Annotated in this window: 10 protein-coding genes; 1 reads left to right on the forward strand and 9 read right to left on the reverse strand. The window is 33.9% G+C overall.

What is annotated here, in order from left to right:
* Positions 1 to 344: 344 nt before the first annotated feature.
* The 9 genes from BMY39_RS13910 to BMY39_RS13945 all read right to left on the reverse strand — a co-directional run bounded on the left by BMY39_RS13910 (position 345) and on the right by BMY39_RS13945 (position 13,710).
* The gene (locus BMY39_RS13910) at positions 345 to 719 is read right to left on the reverse strand and encodes a cupin domain-containing protein (protein ID WP_092580714.1); all 375 of its coding nucleotides are present in this window, start codon (positions 717 to 719) and stop codon (positions 345 to 347) included.
* Between the two features lie 10 nt (positions 720 to 729).
* Complete coding sequence (locus BMY39_RS13915; RefSeq protein ID WP_092580716.1) at positions 730 to 3,021, reverse strand: alginate lyase family protein; 2,292 nt, start codon at positions 3,019 to 3,021, stop codon at positions 730 to 732.
* Positions 3,022 to 3,027: 6 nt separating this feature from the next.
* Positions 3,028 to 4,044, reverse strand: a complete 1,017-nt coding sequence (locus BMY39_RS13920) for a polysaccharide lyase family 7 protein (protein ID WP_092580718.1) — start codon at positions 4,042 to 4,044, stop codon at positions 3,028 to 3,030.
* Positions 4,045 to 4,062: 18 nt separating this feature from the next.
* Positions 4,063 to 6,399, reverse strand: a complete 2,337-nt coding sequence (locus BMY39_RS13925) for a chondroitinase-B domain-containing protein (protein WP_092580720.1) — start codon at positions 6,397 to 6,399, stop codon at positions 4,063 to 4,065.
* A gap of 69 nt (positions 6,400 to 6,468) precedes the next feature.
* A complete protein-coding gene (locus BMY39_RS13930) occupies positions 6,469 to 7,317 on the reverse strand; it encodes a T9SS type A sorting domain-containing protein (protein WP_177176613.1) in 849 nt (282 codons plus the stop codon).
* A gap of 557 nt (positions 7,318 to 7,874) precedes the next feature.
* Positions 7,875 to 8,042: a hypothetical protein gene (locus BMY39_RS15280; protein WP_245738303.1), complete on the reverse strand. Its 168-nt coding sequence runs from the start codon at positions 8,040 to 8,042 to the stop codon at positions 7,875 to 7,877.
* A 416-nt stretch (positions 8,043 to 8,458) separates the two neighbouring features.
* Positions 8,459 to 9,061, reverse strand: a complete 603-nt coding sequence (locus BMY39_RS15285) for a glycoside hydrolase family 88 protein (RefSeq protein ID WP_245738305.1) — start codon at positions 9,059 to 9,061, stop codon at positions 8,459 to 8,461.
* A 23-nt stretch (positions 9,062 to 9,084) separates the two neighbouring features.
* A complete protein-coding gene (locus BMY39_RS13940) occupies positions 9,085 to 10,620 on the reverse strand; it encodes a RagB/SusD family nutrient uptake outer membrane protein (protein ID WP_092580724.1) in 1,536 nt (511 codons plus the stop codon).
* A gap of 24 nt (positions 10,621 to 10,644) precedes the next feature.
* The gene (locus tag BMY39_RS13945) at positions 10,645 to 13,710 is read right to left on the reverse strand and encodes a SusC/RagA family TonB-linked outer membrane protein (protein WP_092580726.1); all 3,066 of its coding nucleotides are present in this window, start codon (positions 13,708 to 13,710) and stop codon (positions 10,645 to 10,647) included.
* 930 nt (positions 13,711 to 14,640) lie between these two features.
* On the opposite strand from BMY39_RS13945, the gene BMY39_RS13950 reads away from it, so the two are divergent.
* A partial coding sequence (locus BMY39_RS13950; RefSeq protein ID WP_092580728.1) for a M14 family zinc carboxypeptidase occupies positions 14,641 to 18,442 on the forward strand: 3,802 nt, incomplete at its 3' end.

Here is an 18,442-nt window from a genome sequence, read left to right on the forward strand (position 1 = left end):
ATCACTTTACAAACATAATTATTCAAGCTTTTTTTGTAATTTTACTTGATAACATATTATTGTAAACGATAATGTGTTTCTATTTTACTTCCCTCCTAAAAGAAGTAAATCGGTTTAGAAAGGATGGGCGTGCACCCATCCTTTTTTTTACAAAGTTTTTTTATAGACGTTTTTTCTTTTGAAGTATTATACATTTAGTTTAGTTATTCCTAGTTAAAACTGGTTAACCAGATTGGTTTTCCAAATATATACTAAATTTTTGTTAAAACAAAGAAAATTTAAGTTTTAACAATTTTACTCTATAAAATACGCTTCAATACGGTTAAAAATTCTTTCTAATGCCACTAGTCCTTATCTCCAAAATAAGATACCCCATCACCACTTAAGAAATCTTCTCTAACTGGGCTAAAAGTGTCAATTAGCATACCTTCTTCCAAACACACAGCGCTATGCAGTAAATTTGGTTCAATATATACGCCATCTCCAGCTTCAACAATTTGCTTTACGCCATCAATTTCAAATTCAAATTTACCAGAAACACAGTACGTAGCTTGTGTATGGAAGTGTTGATGTGGAGAACCTAATGCTCCTTTTTCAAATTTCACTTTTACCATCATAATTTGGTTATCATAGCCCAAGAACTTTCTTGATACTCCTCCACCAAGTTCTTCCCATTGCATATCTTTTGTGATGATGTACTTTTCACTAAATCGTTTCATAATTAATAATTTAAATGTTTTCTGTTAATAAATAAGAGCCTTTCCAAATATGCTCCTTATTGTTAATTGTTAATTTATGTTCGGTTGCTTTATCATTGTTTTCGTTCGAAATGATAAACATTTTTGCTTTATCATTATCAGTTTCAATCTTTACAGCCGTATAATCTTTTGAATTATGAACAACTGAAATATTTTTAACATTACTATAGGCATTTATGGCAGATTCTGAGACTGCATTATAAGTTCCATGAGACTCTACAATTGAAACGAATAAAGCATCTTTAGCATTCTTTTTTCTTATAATTAATGTAGGTTCATTTCTAAGATTATAATCTGGGTCGTTTGCACCAATTCTCCCCAATATGATATTGTCATCTGGTGACGTTACAGCAGAATATGAGTAGAACTTATTGTTGTGTAACCAATTTAACTTAATGTTTTGGCCATTTGCAGTTGCCGATGCTTCCTTATATAAATGTTGATATCCGTTGTTATTACCTAAAACCTCAGGCTCCTCTAGTTTTAAATATTTAAAACTAGTTTGCATAATCTGACCCAAATAGTAAAACGGCAAATCGTACTGATTGTGATTTTCTGAATTCACCCTCATAATATCCAACACAAGTGGATTGTTATAATCTTTATTATTGATTACAACCATTGTTCTATGAAGTTGAGTTCCTGGATAGGCATTATTTTCTTTAGCGCTAGCCACCTGAAGATTCACATCATCAACATTAAAGATATATTTTTCAGAATGATACTTGCTTCCTATATCATACTTTCCTTGAAAATGTGAAGTTTCATTTTCAACTACAGTATTGTGGGCAATAGTTTGTTTTGCCCAAGTTTTATTTTCTTTGAGATAATTACCTCCTCCTTTTTGCTCAATATTCACAAATCTTGCCAATCCATAATCTTGAACCACTTCATCACCTTCATCAAATAGCGAATAAGACAGTTTATCAAAATGACCATGGCTTAAACCATGCGCAGTATATTTATAAACCAATTCCCAATCACCGCTTCTAATTATTCCTACTGCTCCTTGATTACCTTTTGGCCCATCGGACAGCTCTATAGATTCTTTAATAAACGGTTTTACTTTACCTTCCTTAATACCTAAAGCTACAGCTAAACCTGCATCATTTAAAGCTACCTTATCTTGTTTTTGGGCTATACTTAGTAATTGCGGATTATTTCCGCCGAAATGATATGCAATATTAACTGCTGACACCAATGCACTTGAATAATAAGACATTCCTTTTTGTGCATCGTTCAATAGAAAAAATTCACCATCAGCATCCGAAAGATTTATTAAAGCATTAACGCTTTTTAACAACACACTATCTTTATACTGAAACACTTTTAATTCAGGTTTTTTATTTTGAAGTGCTTGTGCAAAGATTAAAAACGGATACGATGCATAGCGCTGGTAATAGGGCCCTTCGGTGAAATATCCATCTGGTGAAAACGGTTCGTCAAGGTTCGCAAAGAACCCGATTTTTCCATCCCTATTGATGTAGCCACCATCGTTATCCTTCATATTAGCATCAATATTTACATCTTTTAAGCCGTATAAGGCACGCTGCAATAAGCTATCATCATCCATGGCAAGCGCAATCATTCCTACAGCAACATTTCCCCAGGTACTGTGGTTATGAACTCTATTAAAAAATTGTGGGTTTTCTTTTGAGATAAAATCTGCAAATGGTCTAAACAAATCGCTCTCTAGCGTAATTCGTTCCTCTTCGGTTAAATAATCGTATATACAATCGTAAGCTTGACTTGTATAAACCAACCAATTAGAATCATTTAAACATTGCCAAAATAATTTCCCTCTAGAATAAGATCTAGGTTTTGGGTGAACTGATAATGTTGGATACATTTTTGCATAAGCAAATAGCATATTTTTAACATACTTGGCATATTTTTCGTCATCCAAAATTTGATACAATACACCGGCCTTTTGCATTACAAAGAAGTTTTTCTTATGTCTTTCATGAGTATATCCTCCAGAATAATCCTTAGGAATAGGCACTTCTATACCGTTTTCAATTTCAGTGTCTATTTCGTTTTTTGTCATTGCTAAAGTTTCATCAAAAATAGGAATAGCACCTAAATGTTTTTTGATGTCATTAACTCCAGATTTTGTTAAAATCAAGCTCGGGTGATCGCCATTATAATTTTTTTCCTCAGCATTTGCCACTTTTTCGTTTGTACATGAAAAGCATAGATACATTACTGAAAGTAAACCCAAAGAAAGGCTGTATTTAACAAAATATCTTTTTGTAAGTTTCATTTAATTTTAATTTATTGCAATTCCAGAGATTACAGTTGCTTCTTTAAACCATACCTCCGTATAACTCCCATTTACGTATTGCTTTGCTATATCTCCATCAAATGTTTTAGATTTAGTGGTTTTGCCATTGGCTTGATTATACGCGCCCTGTTTAAAATAATTTAGCTCACCCTTATAAGCCATTTCTTTTTCTTCGCTTATACTTCGTCGAGAAGCATAAATCTCTATAATATGTTGTGGAATATCTGACTTATTCTGGTAATCTGATTTTATTAAGCCTTTTGCGAATTTTTTAGTTTCATTATTGGCACTGGTAAAAGTGAGATACATTATACCCTTAGAAACATTTACTTCATAACTAAATTCTTCTCCCAAAGCAATACCATTTTTAGGTTCTTCAGGGTAAGTGTCTGGACTTTCACCAACAACTGAAAAATCATACCCCCAAACCGCTGTTGATATATCCCACCTTCCTGAATTATCACCTTTTGTATTAATTTCGTAATTCCAGAAAACAGATCCTTTAGTGTGCTCAGGAAATTTTTTATAAAAAATTTTTAGAGGTTCGTTTTCATGACCTTCGGCGCTATGAATTTGACCTATTACCACACAATACGATGAAGAAACTCTTGCATCACCTGTAGTAGAAACATGCTGCACTCTCAGTGTACCTGTTAATCGACCACCTTCACTAGGTTTCCAATAGTGCTTTTGATGTAATTCCGTTCTTGTGTTTTTTGATGTTTTTGATGTAATACCCGAATTTGGTGTTTTATAGACCACCCAGTCTGTTTTTCCATCATTCTCTACATAGAAGAAATCCTTCTTTTGATAATTCACCAAATCTTCCGAACTCGTACCGTCTCCTAAAAGTATTTTCCACTTATCCATAAAAGGAATAACATCACTCGGATATTTAATTGTAACTTCTTTTTTGGTGATATTACCTAAGTGCTTTTTTGAAACATCTTTACAGCCAAATACAATAAAACAAAATACCAATATGGATACGAGTTTTTTCATTTTAAGTTATTGGCATTATTAATACATCAATGTGAGTTTTAAATTCTCTTCAGTTTTTAATTGTCCTGAATTAATTAAACTGTTTTTTGATGCGACATTATTTTTTGCGCCCCATAAAACTGAAACAAACTGCACGGGGTTATTTTTAAATGTATTTCCTGTAATATTAACATTAATGATGCCCCTATGATTTAATAGTATTTTGTTCTTTTCTTTAGCACCACAATTTATAAACGTACTGTTGGATACTAATAAGTTACCCCCAATCGTAGATTCATCATACCCTCCACGATAATAATCTATCACATTCTTCTTTACATTTGTGAAGTTACAGTTTTTTATCGTTAGATATTCGGTATTATAATCACCTTTATCGTTTGTTTCTTCTGATAACTCTATGCCATTTTCACAATTTGAAATTGAACTGTTTTCAAATGTGATACGTTCTGCAAAAGACTCTTTGTACACTTTAAGCACGTAGCCAAAGTTACTAATTTCAGTATCCAAAACAGTTAATCCGAAATGATTGGACATATTTTCCTTTAAACTAGCAAAACCATAGTTTGATGTGTTTCCGCTCAATGATAAGTTAGAAACAGTAAGCTTTCCTTTAGACTGTAATGAAAATAATGGCGTGTTAGATGGTCCAGAATATATAACTTTCGCCATTTCACCGTTTTGAGATTTTACAGAAAGGGTTTTATTAATTACGATAGATTCTTCTAGATTATAGATACCTTTAGCTAAAGCAATAACATCGCCATTGGCAGCTTCTTGTATTTTGGCTTTTAATTCTTCTACACTATTTGCATTATGTATTGTGGGCTCTTTAGCTTCTAACTCATTAGAAAACCAAGTAGCACCATATTTAGATTTATCTAAAATATTTGGAACCTTCGTAATTTCTCCAACTGTAGCCCCAAGTCCTTTACCGTCTTGTCTTGGATTACCAAATAAATCAGTTTTAATAGTGTCAAAACCAAAACTATCATAAGGTTTAACATCGCTAGGGATACCAACAGGTATTAAGATATTATCTGATAGTTTCTTAAGTTCTAAAGTAGCTTCAATAATACCTCCATTAAATTCTTTGAAAGCTACACCTTGGTTATCAATAATATTGCTTTTGAATGTTACACCATCTGCTTTGTCGTTTTCTACAACTACTTGCTCCAATCCTTCTGAATTATAAATTACATTATTGGCAAGGGTAGTTCTTATGGCTCTTGCTGAACGAATTTCAGACTTTGGCAACACATCGGCTTGTGAAATATTTGTCCCAACACCAAATTGCCATGGCGAACTGCAATTAACGTAAGTATTGTAAGCTACAACCACGTCTGTAACCTGATTATAACGATTTAATGGTGATTTTGGAATACCATTCATAACCGCTAACGGACTCCTAAAACTTCTACCTTTTAGGTTATAGAAGTAATTATTAGTTACCCAATGCCCTGTATTTATTAATCTTATGCCTCCATAATTCTCATTAATACCATCTCCTATAAAGTAATTACCATCAATAACAGCATAATTGCCATGTCGTGTTACAAGAGACCCTTCACTTTTATAGAATACATTATTTCTAAATTCGTTAAAGTTTGTTTTACTGGAAATAATTTCCACCTCACCATTACATGCTTCAAATAGGTTATTTGCAACAAAAGTGTGACTTGGCGACATAGATGTGTAGCTATCGCCTAACTGAATAGTTTCTCCACTTGGCCCTCCTTTAACAGGTCTTGGCCCGAAGTGATTATTAACTATTTGATGATAATTATTTATACTTTCAATACCGGCTATATTAATTCTTATGGTAGGTCCTCGATTTGTTTTACCAGCTATATAGCAATTACTTAACTCATTATGTCTTCCCCAGAAATTTACCCACAAATCACTATTGTCTCGTTTTGGCTTGTTAAAATCCTCTATGACACAATTAGTAAATTTACAGTAACTTGCTATTTCATCGGGCGCATCTTTATGGCTAATTTTAAAATCTATAACCGCATTTGATGGTGAAAACCCATTCTTAAAATGTAAGCCTTCCACAACTAAGTATTTGCCTCCAAATTTTAAATACGATTGTCCTTCTATTGTAACCTCACCAGCCGTTTCTGCTTTTAATATTATTGGATTTTCTTCGGTTCCGTTCCCCCTAAATTTAATTTCAACATCTTTCCATGTACCATTTTTCAATAGTATTATATCTCCCGGTTCTGCCTTTTCTATGGCTTTGGACAGCTCATCAAGGTTTGACACTAACTCACTTTGCTTATTAACCGCATTATTGCAGGAAAAAAACAAAATTGATAAACTTAAAATCAAAGAAATTCTACTAACTATTTGCATTGAAAAATGATTAAAATAAAAAAGAAAGCCTTTCAAAATGAAAGACTTCCTTAAAACTAAACAAATAAACTATTTGACTACTATTTTTTGAGATAAACTACCACTATTAGTAGCAATTTTTAAAATATACATTCCGGAACTTAAGTTAGAAATATTAACTTCTCTACTTATTAAACCATTTTGCCTAAAAACTTCTTTTCCTAAAAGACTGAATATTCTAACAGATTCTACTTGGATGTTATTAGATTCTATAGTTAAAATATCTTTAGCAGGATTAGGGTATATTCTGAATTTTGAAGCTAACTTATCTTCTGTAGATAATTGTGCTGTTTCATAAAGCTCAATGTTATCTATAAATACTTCATTACTACTATCAATCGAATTTAATGACCTAACATAGATTACAACAAATGAACCTGATGCAGTAAACTCTATTGTATTTGTAGTAAATGTATCTTCAGTATCTGAAGATTTAGTACTATTAAAGTCATTTTCAATTTTTAAATAGGCGTCCACTCTAGGATCAGCAGCTCCATTTTCAAGCCCAACTTCAGTCACAATTTCAGTATTTAACATAAACACTTCAGGATCAAGATTATCTACCTCAGAGCGTGTATCAATAAAAAAAGTGTAATTTGTTCCTGGTGTAAGACCCTCTACTTTCTGATACAAACGGCGACTGGCTTCAGGTAACTTCAAACCTCTACCAACCTCAGCCTTAGGACCGAATTTATTACCGTCACTAGTAGCAGCAGGTTGTTCACTATCATCACTAAAAGCAGTATTTAACCATGCATCTAAATCAGAGTTATACCAAATAGCTCTGTAAGGACTGCTTACCCCTTCATCTAAAGTTGAATTCGGTGTACAATCAAAGGAATCAGCATTATCGTTTGCGTCAAATGTATGAACTCCCATAGTACTGTTTAATACGTAATTGGTTTGTGCCCATCCATAATTAAAACACAAAGAGAACAGAACAAGCGCCCAAAGTGTATAAGATTGTTTTTTAGAAAAAAGTAATTTTTTTTTCATAATTTTAGTTTAGTTATACATTCGTTTATTGGTTTTCCAAACTGGTAAACCAATTTGGTTTCCCAAATATAATTAATATTAGGTATTTACCAAATTTTATTTTGTTAAAACATTAATGCTTAATCAAAAAATGCTGTATAATTTATCTTTTTTAGATTCAATTTACTTTTGTTAGCAAAATTTACGAGATATATGGCCAATATGCACGAAGAAATATTAATGCTAATGCCTCGTTTTTCATTTCTTTAAAAGCAAATCTCCAGAGCATACAACTATTTAGCAACATGATATACGTATTTTGTTTCTATATAAAATGGGGTGAGAACGATAATTATATGATATGCAATACTTTCTATCTCGAATCTCTTTTCAACTAAGTATTGTATATTGACTACATGGTATATTTAATTTACGAGAATCGGGTAATTCTCCAAAAGTTGCTATGATTTGTTAAAATCGCGTAATCGAAGTAATGTTTGTAAGAAATAATAATCCCCATAAACTATGGGTTCATCCATTTCATCACGTTTAGACCAATCTCCAAAACTATGATCTAGTATAAAAGGTACATTCAAATCCTTTGGTAATATATAATTTTCTGTTTTCAAACTTTTTGTTACCTTTTTGCTATAATCTAAATATACTTCGTTTCCTGTGTATTTATATAACTCAACCAAGGCTGAAGCTACAATTGTTGCGGCCGAAACATCACGGGAAATATTTGGAATATCAGGGTGTGCAAAATCCCAATAAGGAATGCCATCTTCAGGTATTTTTTTGTGATTTATAAAATAGTTTGCTGTTTGTACGGCCCGGTCTAGGTGCTTTTTGTTTTTTGTATACCTGTAAACTGAGGTAAAACCATTTATTGCCCAAGCCTGCCCTCTAGCCCATTCCGAAGCATCACTATAACCTTGATGCGTTAAACGGTTTTGAACTTTCCCAGATATTGTATCGTAATCTAAAACATGCCAAGTGCTCCCATCGGGTCTAAAATGATTTTTTAAAGTGGTATTGGCGTGTTTTACTGCAATGTTGTGGAATGTACTATCGCCAGAAATTTTAGTTGATCAAACAGTAACTCTAAATTCATCATATTATCTATAATAACTGGAAATTTCCATCTGTCTTTGCCAAAATCCCAAGAACAAATACTACCCACATTTTCATTAAATCGTGTACTTAATGTTTCGGCACTTTTAATAATTATAGTTTTATATTCTGGGTTGTCTTCAACTTTTAAGCCATTGCCAAAAGAGCAATATATCTTAAAACCCATATCGTGGGTTCCATCATTATATTTTTCTTTTTCTATAAATGCTGTCCATTGTTTTGCACGTTCTTTATACGCTTCGTTACCTGTTAACATGTAAATCTGCCAAAAGTTACCAGCAAAAAAACCGCTTGTCCAATCTTTAGATGGTTTATTATTGATTTCCTTTTTGTCTGAAGCATAACTTCGTGCAAAAGCAGTAGAATCTAAATTATATTGCAAAAACTTTGTATATCGGGTTTCAAGCTGTGTTTCAGCATCAAATTGAGTAGCGTCTAAAATTTTTTTATCCTCAGATTTGCATGATAAACATGCAAACCCAAGGATAAAAAGTAAACAACTAAATCTAAACATAATATGTTTAATAACTAAAATTTTTAGTTACTAAGATTAGGATTTCTATCTATCTCATCTTGAGGTATTGGTGTATCGTAATCAACAGAAGCATTCCAATCTGGTTTTGCCCCCTCATAACCCGAAGCACTAAATACTTGGTCTCCTAACTGTCTTCTTTTAATATCGTACCATCTTTTACACTCAAAAGCTAGTTCTATTCTACGCTCTTCTATTACATCAGCAACCGTTATTAAGGCAAGATCTGCAGGAACTGCACTAGGTGGAACTGTTTCTGGAACATATCCTCCATTAGTAGTCTGCCCTCCATTACGCGCTCTTCCTCTAACTTCATTTAGAAAATCTAAAGCGTCTGCAGCACCAATTTCTACACCTGCTTCAGCTGCAATTAGCAACACCTCTGCATAACGTATCATTGAGTAATTATGACTTGTTGCTCTTTTATTTCCTCTAGCGAAAGCCCCGGGAAAACGCAAATATTTAGCTATATACGGTGCATTCACTGCATGTTCGTGGCCACTGTTTGTAAAACTAGTATAGTCTACAGTTGATCCAGCAATTAAAGCTTCTGTTTGGAAACTAACACGTCTTCTATAATCGTCTGGATCAAAAGAATTGTATACTGCTAGAGTTGGCGTTGAAACCGACCATCCTCCGCCTGCGCCATCATTGTCACCTCTAATACCTGTCATTGGTGCTATTTGGTCGTACGCGTTATCAGGAGCTTCGTTATTGTTATAATCTAATACGAAGATAGGCTCTTTAGACGCATCTATTTTATCAGCATTAAATAACGTTTGAAAATCAGGATCTAAATCTACATCATAAGTCCCCTTGTTGGTAATTACTTCTTTAGCTTTATCATAAGCCATTTGCCAATATGGGCTACCTGGAGTATTTCCTGCCATTGTTAAATAAACTAATGCTAGATATGATTTTGCAGCAGCCTTGGAAGGCGTTGCCCTAGTAGCTACCGTATTTGTTAACCATTGTTCAGCATATTCTAAATCGGCAATAATTTTTTCATAAACTTCAGCTTCAGGAGTATTACTTATGTTTGTTGCTGCTGTAATATCATCAACAGGAGCATCTATGTAAGGAACATCACCAAATAATCTTACTAAATGAAAGTAATAAAACGCTCTTGCAAAATATGCCTGTGCAGTTATTGGATTTTTAACATCTTCAGCTGCAGATACTTGTTCTGCTCCAGCAATAGCGTTATTAGCGGCTGCAATTCCCAGATAAATTCTTGTCCAAGGATCAAATACCATTTCGTTATCACCTGTTATGGTATGCATGTTCATCTCTACCCTTCTTGTTTGAGTAGAATTAAGATTAACCATATCAGAACGCAGCATTAGCGCCACAGATAGTTTTCTTCCCCAAATCTCTTCGTTAATTGCATGAGTAAAAGAGGCATTTACAGCTAACTGTATATCTTCTGGAGTTGAAAAGAATCCTTCTGGAGATAATAAGCCTACAGGCTCTTCTTCCAAATCCGAACATCCCATTATTGATAATCCTATCAATAACAATAAAATTTTGTGTGTATTCATAATTTCTTTTTTTAAATTTTTTTTTTAGAATATAACATTTAAACTAAAATTCACCGACTTAACTGTTGGGTAATTTCCAAAATCAAATCCTCTAACGGTGTTACGCGCTGTGTTATTATTACCAGCAGAACCAAAATAATTAACTTCAGGATCTAAACCAGAATAATTTGTTATTGTCAATAAATTTTGGGCACTGACTGATAATCTTAGTCTTTCAATACCCAACTTTTCAATAGCTTCTGAAGGGAAGTTATAACCTACCGCTATATTTTTTAATCTAATATAGCTACCGTCTTCTACAAAACGAGAAGAAATTTCTCTAAAACTATTATTTCCTACGCGAGGTTGGTTCGTGTCGGTATTTGAAGGTGTCCAGGCATTGTTAAAATAATCATAAGTAGTATTAGCATCACCATTGGTTAACTGTACATTGGTCATGTTAAAAATTTCTCCACCTTGAGAGCCTTGGAAAAAGATATTAGCATCAAAGTTCTTGTATCTAAAGCTGTTTGTGATACCCCATGTAAAATCTGGGTTAGGGTTACCGATGATTTGTCTATCATCATTTGTAATATCACCACTATCATCTAAATCTAAAAACAATGGATCACCAGCCACTCCACCAGCTATGGTAGCTGTACCTTCTGGTAAAGTACCTCCTTGATATACACCTGCATAATCAAATCCAAAAAATTGACCTACTTCTTCACCCTCTCTTAAGATAACATTATTTCCAACACTAAAATAACTTGGAGCACCATTTTGAAAATAATCATCCCCGTTAATTAATTTTTCCACTGAGTTTTTATTTCTAGCGAAAACTGCATCGGTAGTCCAACTAAAATCATCGGTAGTAATATTTCTTGTATTCAAAGAAATTTCAAATCCTTTGTTGTTAATTTCACCCACATTTTTTAATATTTGATCATTATAGAAGCCTAAATACCAAGGTAAACCTCTATCTATCATGATTAAATCTTCTGTATCGATGTTATAGTAATCTAATGAAAGTGATATTTTATTATTGAGCAAACCTAAATCTACACCAACATTTGTTTGGTAGGACGACTCCCATTTTAAATCTGGGTTAGCAGGTTGGTTTGGTGTAACTGCAGCTACTGTTGAACCATTGTTAGACGCATAAATACTTGCCAAACTTGCTAAAGATTGGTATGCGCCGATTGATGGGTTACCAGTAACACCATAACTTAATCTTAATTTTAAGTTAGAAATAGTTTCGTTATCATTTAAAAAATCTTCATTAGATATTTTCCATCCTAAAGCTGCTGATGGGAAAATAGCGTATTTTTCATTTTCAGCAAAGTTGGAAGCACCATCTCGTCTTACTGTGGCAGTAAGTAAATATTTATCATTCCAATCATAGTTTATCCTTCCAAACTGAGATTGAATTTCTGTTTCATTAATATAAATATCACCCGATCCTCCGTTTAATAAATTTGTAGCAGTCCATAAACCGTAATAGGAGAAAGAATCTGAAATGGTTCCTGTACCTTCACTATAAAATCCTTTATTAGTTGTTTTTTGATATGAGTAACCAGCCAATAACGTTAAGTTGCCTTTTCCTATTTCTTTATTATATGTTAGGTAATTTTCACTCAAGAGAGTTTTAGTTTTATCTTCTGTCATAATTGCTCTACCGCCAACACCGCCAGCTGTAATCTGCAAAGTACGAGGTAAATAAAGCCCTCTAAAATCATTATCAGTACTTAAACCAAAGGTTGTTTTAAACGTAAGTCCTTCAATAATTTCATAATTCGCATAAAAATTAGCTCTGAATCTCTCTGTTTCAGTATCATCATCTCTTTGAGTTGCAACAGCCCATGGGTTGTCAACAGGATCACCTATACCATCGTTTATTGAAAAGCTTCCATCTGCATTATAGATACCTTTATCTGGTGCAAAACGCATTGCTAAAGACACTACATCATCTCCACCTGCACCAACACCATCAGCACCGGTTGATTGTGTAGCCACTCCATTCTTTTTATTTATAGAACCTACTAAATTAAGTCCTAGCTTTAATTTATCGGTTACTTGTGCATCTATGTTTGATAAGAATGCTACCCTTTCATAACCAGAATTAACCAGAATACCATCTTGCGTAAAATAAGTACCAGAAGCATAATAATTTACTTTTTCCGAACCTCCTGAAAAAGAAAGCTGATTATTTGAAGTATTGCCTGATCTGTATATTTCATCTTGCCAATCTGTATTCGCAGTTCCTTGAGGGTAAGGAGTGGTATTACCCTGATTTGCTCTTATCTGATTTTGATAATCTGCAAAATCGTTGGCATTTAATAAATCTAAACTATTCGAAGTATTTTGAATAGCGTAGGTAGAATTGAATTCTACATTTAACTTACCAGATCTACCCTTTTTGGTAGTTACCAAAATAACACCATTTGAACCTCGTGAACCATAAATAGCCGTTGCAGATGCATCTTTTAAAACCTGTAAAGATTCAATATCACCTGCTTGGGGCATATTAGCACCAACAAAACCGTCTACAACAATTAGAGGCGAACTACTGGCGTTAATGGAGGTGTTACCCCGAATAGAAATACTAATAGGAGCACCTGGCTCACCACCATTATTCGATTGTACATTTACACCTGCTGCTCGACCTTGCAGCGCTTGTTCAGCATCTAATACAGGAAAGGCTGTTAATTCATCTGATTTCACGGAAGAAACAGACCCTGTTACATCACTTTTTCTACGAGCACCATAACCTACTACCACAACTTCTTCTAAAGCTGCTAAGTCTTCTTTTAATTGTACATCTAGTCTGTTTGAACTACCAACGGTTGCTTCGAACGTGGAATATCCAACGTAACTAAAAACTAGAACCACGTTATCTCCATTAACATCAATGGTATAATTACCATCAAAATCTGTTGACGTCCCTATGCTAGTTCCTTTAACAATAACATTAACCCCCGGTAATACCGATCCATCGGATTGAGACGTTACTGTTCCTGATATTGTTTTTTCTTGAGCGCCAACAATTAGCACAAAACAAAAACTCAATATTAAGAAACATGCTCTTCTTAATTGATTTGTTTTTTTCATTAGTTTAATTTTAATTAATACTTAGTTTAAGTTAAATTGTAATACTTTTATTTGGTTTTCCAAACTGGTTTACCAATTTGGTTTTCCAAATATATAATTTTTTTCTTAACAACAATGTTAATTTTTATAATTGTTGTAATTCTTGAATAAGCCAACAGCACAAAGAAGGTTATGGTTATGTTTTACTCTAATGAAGAACAATAAAACAAAGACCATTGGTGACTAGCTTAAGAAATGCACTCATAACGTATATAAAGTCTTATATTTTTATGTTTAATTATAAAAACTAACATTAAGAAGTAATGCAACTGAAATAACAAATAGTTCAAATACAAAGCTTTAAAATAGTTAATATTATATTATACCATAATAATGAATAAAATCTGAGGGCCATTAATAACTTATTTACAAGAGCCAAGTCTTAAGTGTATCCTTCTAGCAGCTGCTGTAATAAAATTGTATCTCCTTAAGTTAGGACGGGTATAAAATGAATTGAAAAAGAGTACCTACCATAAAATACTTATGTCTTCTTTTTTTATAAATACCATGGTTTATTATTTAGACGCTCTAGCCACATCAACGGGATGTAGGCGTATATACTGTTTGCCGTTTAATTGCCTTCTTAATATAAGAGCTCAAATATCTATAAAATCCAAACAACAGCTACTAATTTTTTAACCTGTAAAGCTTTTAGTACCACAATGACATGCATAGGTTTTTTAGTCTAAAACAGCAACCATATAGAAATTCCATTTATAAAATACCATTAAAACCCTGATATTTAGTATATAAAATTAGTAATTATACTATACTTATTTCTACCGCTAAAAACATTTTTATATTGCATTTCATCGATTTTTTTTGCTTTTCATGGAGTTTTTATTTCTAAAATTCTATATTAGCCCTCTAATTCATTAACTCCCAACTCTAATGAACAAAACTACCTACAAAAAAATTGGAATACTTGTTATTTTCAATTTATTATTCAGCTATGGTTATTCGCAAGTTAAAACTCAAACTCCAAAGCGAATTGCCATTTCAAATCCCTCAACTTTAACGTTACAGAACATCCAAAACGCTGGAATAGACTTATCATGTGGCCCTAAATTCGTTAACAATACCTTGCAAATGGAATTAAGTTATGCAGAATTGTTACTTTTAGATAACAATGGTATTACTTATAATGTTTTAATAGATGACTTAACAGGTTACTATAAACAAAAATTTGAAGCTGAACTACCATTAGCCAAAACTGCTTTAAGACGAGAACAAGATATCACTAGGCTTAATAGGGCTAAACGAAGTGCAAACAAAACTTTAAGTTTAAAAAATGCACCTATTAATAATCCTGCACAACATGATGAATGTAGCGAAATAGATTGGTCTGCTCCTACAAATTTCAAGTTAGGTAGTATGGGAGGTGCATTCACGTTGAGTGAAGCTTATGCAGAACTAGATTTAATGCGTAGTATGTACCCAAATCTTATTTCTGTGAGAACGGATGCTTCTACATCAAATACTAAAACTCATGGAAATACAACAGGAGGTACAACCTGGGCAGGACAACCAATATATTATGTAAAAATTTCAGATTTCCCAGATTTAGAGAAAGATGGGAACGGAAGTGATGAACCAGAAACACTAATTACGGGCGCTATGCATGCTCGAGAGATAAGCAGTGTTATGAATACTTTCTATTTCATGTGGTACATACTTGAGAACTATAATACTGATCCTTTTATAAAAAACCTTGTTGATAACCATGAAATTTACATAATACCTATTAGTAATCCTGATGGGTATCGATGGAATGAAGTAATAGCTCCTTCAGGTGGAGGATTACAACGTAAAAACTTGAGACCTGGTGTTGCCGATAACGGTACAACAAATTCATTAAATAATGTTCGTGGTGTAGATTTGAACAGAAACTTTAATTACTATTGGGGTTGGGATGATTCTGGATCATCTCCTAGTCCAAGCAGCAATACATATAGGGGTCCTTCCGCAGGTTCTGAACCTGAAACTCAAATTGTTCAAGAATTTATTACTAGCCACAATATAAAAGTTGCAGTTAATCATCATGGTGGTTTAAATTCAATTGTAACGTCCTCTTATAATGGTGAATCCACAGCAGCAGATTCTGGAAGAGAAGACGAATATGCTAAAATTTGTCATGATTTAACCCATTATAATAGATATATTTATGGGTCTGCTCCAAATACACTTTACGAAGCAAATGGAGATGTAAACGATTGGATGCTTGGTGGACCCGCTGTAACTTCAGGGGGACAAACAAATTCTGGTTCTGGCATGGACGTTTTGGCATTCGCTCCAGAAAACGGTGATGATTTTTGGCCAACTACTACCTTAATTGTTGATATAGCAAGACGGGCAATGAGAATGAATTACCTTTCAGTATTATATTCTGGGAAATTCGCCAAACTTCATGATTTAAATGCCAGCAGTATTAATACCACATCAGGAAATTTAAATTTTGGCGTTGAATACTTGGGAAAAACATATGATGATATAACATTATCTGTAACGCCTGTTTCTTCAAACATCACATCAATGACTTCACCATCTGTACAATCAGGATGGTCAAAATTAGAGCAACGTAATCTAAGTGTACCTTTCAGTTTAAATCCAGGCATTCAACCTAATGATCAAATAGAATTTCAAGTTACATTAAGTAATGATGATTTTATAATTTATAGAGCAAATTTTATTAAGTATTATCAGCCTACTGTAATTTTTCAAGATGCAGATAATATATCCAATTGGAATTCTACCGGTAATACAAATTGGGGAACAAGTACTGATGCTTTTATTGGCTCTACATCGATTACAGATACCCCTTCTGGTTCTTACGGAAACAACGAAGAAAATATTTTAACGCTTGGATCAGGAGCATCTAATACTGAGTTAGACTTATCATTATCTACAGCAGTATTAATTCAGTTTTACGCAAAATGGGACCTAGAAAGAAATTATGATTTAGTACAGCTAGAAGCAAAATCTGATAACGCCGCAACTGGTTGGATTCCACTTTGTGGAAGATATAATAAACCAGCAGCGACCTCGCTAACTAATTTTCATTTAACAAAAACTACTGGAACACACCAATCCGGCAATGGAGAAACTGTTTATGATGGTGACTCCATGGATAAATGGGTAATGGAAGAGATATTTATAAATGCTACTAATAATACTGCTTTTCTTGGACAAAGTGATGTAGAGATTAGGTTTAGATTAAAAAGTGATTCTAGTAATAGAGAAGATGATCTAACAACCACTTTTGATGGGTTTTATTTTGATGACTTTAAGGTTATTAGCCTTAATGACAATATTCCCCAGTCTATAACCTTTACTCCAATAGATGGCCAATTAACCATAAGTCCAGACTTTACAATAAATGCTACTGCTAGTTCTGGATTGCCCGTAACATATTCCATTTTGTCTGGTCCAGCAACTATAACTGGTAACACGATTTCCTTAACTGGTAGCACTGGTACGGTAATAGTTCAAGCAAGTCAAGCAGGAAACGCTAGTTACATAGCTGCAAATAATGTTACTGAATCTTTTGAGGTTACTTTACCTGTTTGCACGGGAACAACAATATCTAGTTTCCCATACAATGAAAACTTCAATTCAGGATTTGGTGATTGGACTCAAGATAATGGTGATGATGGCAACTGGACGAGAAGAGCAGGTTCAACATTATCAGGTAATACTGGTCCAAGCGATGATTACACTAGTGGACAGGAGTATGTTTTTGTAGATGCCTCCAATGTAAGTGGTTCAGCACCAGAAAATATCGGTCAAAATGCAACAGCATATCTAATTAGTCCATGTTTTGACCTATCTGGCTATCAAAATGCTAGCTTTAGTTTCTACTATTATATGTACGGTGCCCAAATGGGGACTTTGTCAATTGATATCTCTACTGATTACGGTAACAGCTATTCTCCTATACCAGATAGTAAAATAACTACAAATGGTACAAATCCTGGTTCAAACCCAATTTCTGGACAACAACAAAGTGCAGACAATCAAGCTTGGAGACTTCAAAGTATTGATCTTTCTGACTATGACGGACAAGTAATACAATTGAGGTTTACAGGAATCACTGGGACATCTTTCAGAAGTGATATAGCATTTGATGAGATAAATTTTACCGCTAATGCAGTGTCATCTACAACGTGGTATGCAGATACAGATTCGGATAGTTTTGGAGACCCAAATGTGAGCCAAGTAGCCGCAACTCAACCAGTAGGGTTTGTAGCAAATAATACAGACTGCGATGATACTGATGCCAATGAATTTCCAGGACAAACGTGGTATATTGATGCCGATGGTGATGACTTTGGCACCTCATCCTTAACGGCATGTGAAAGGCCTACTAACGGATTCCTTTTAAGTGAACTGTCGGGTACAGGTATCGACGATTGTGACGATAATGATGCCGACGAGTTCCCTGGTCAAACATGGTACATCGGTGTGGATAATGATTCTGATACCTACTTCGGAAGTGTAACTTCGGTAACCGCTTGTGAGCAGCCTGTTGGGTATTCGCTTGTAGCGCCTGCTACTCCGGATTGTGATGATAACGATGCCGACGAGTTCCCTGGTCAAACATGGTACATCGGTGTGGATAATGATAACGATACCTACTTCGGAAGTGTAAGTTCTGTAACCGCCTGTGAGCAGCCTGTTGGGTATTCGCTTGTAG

The organism is Hyunsoonleella jejuensis (genome assembly GCF_900111025.1).
GTDB lineage: Bacteria > Bacteroidota > Bacteroidia > Flavobacteriales > Flavobacteriaceae > Jejuia > Jejuia jejuensis.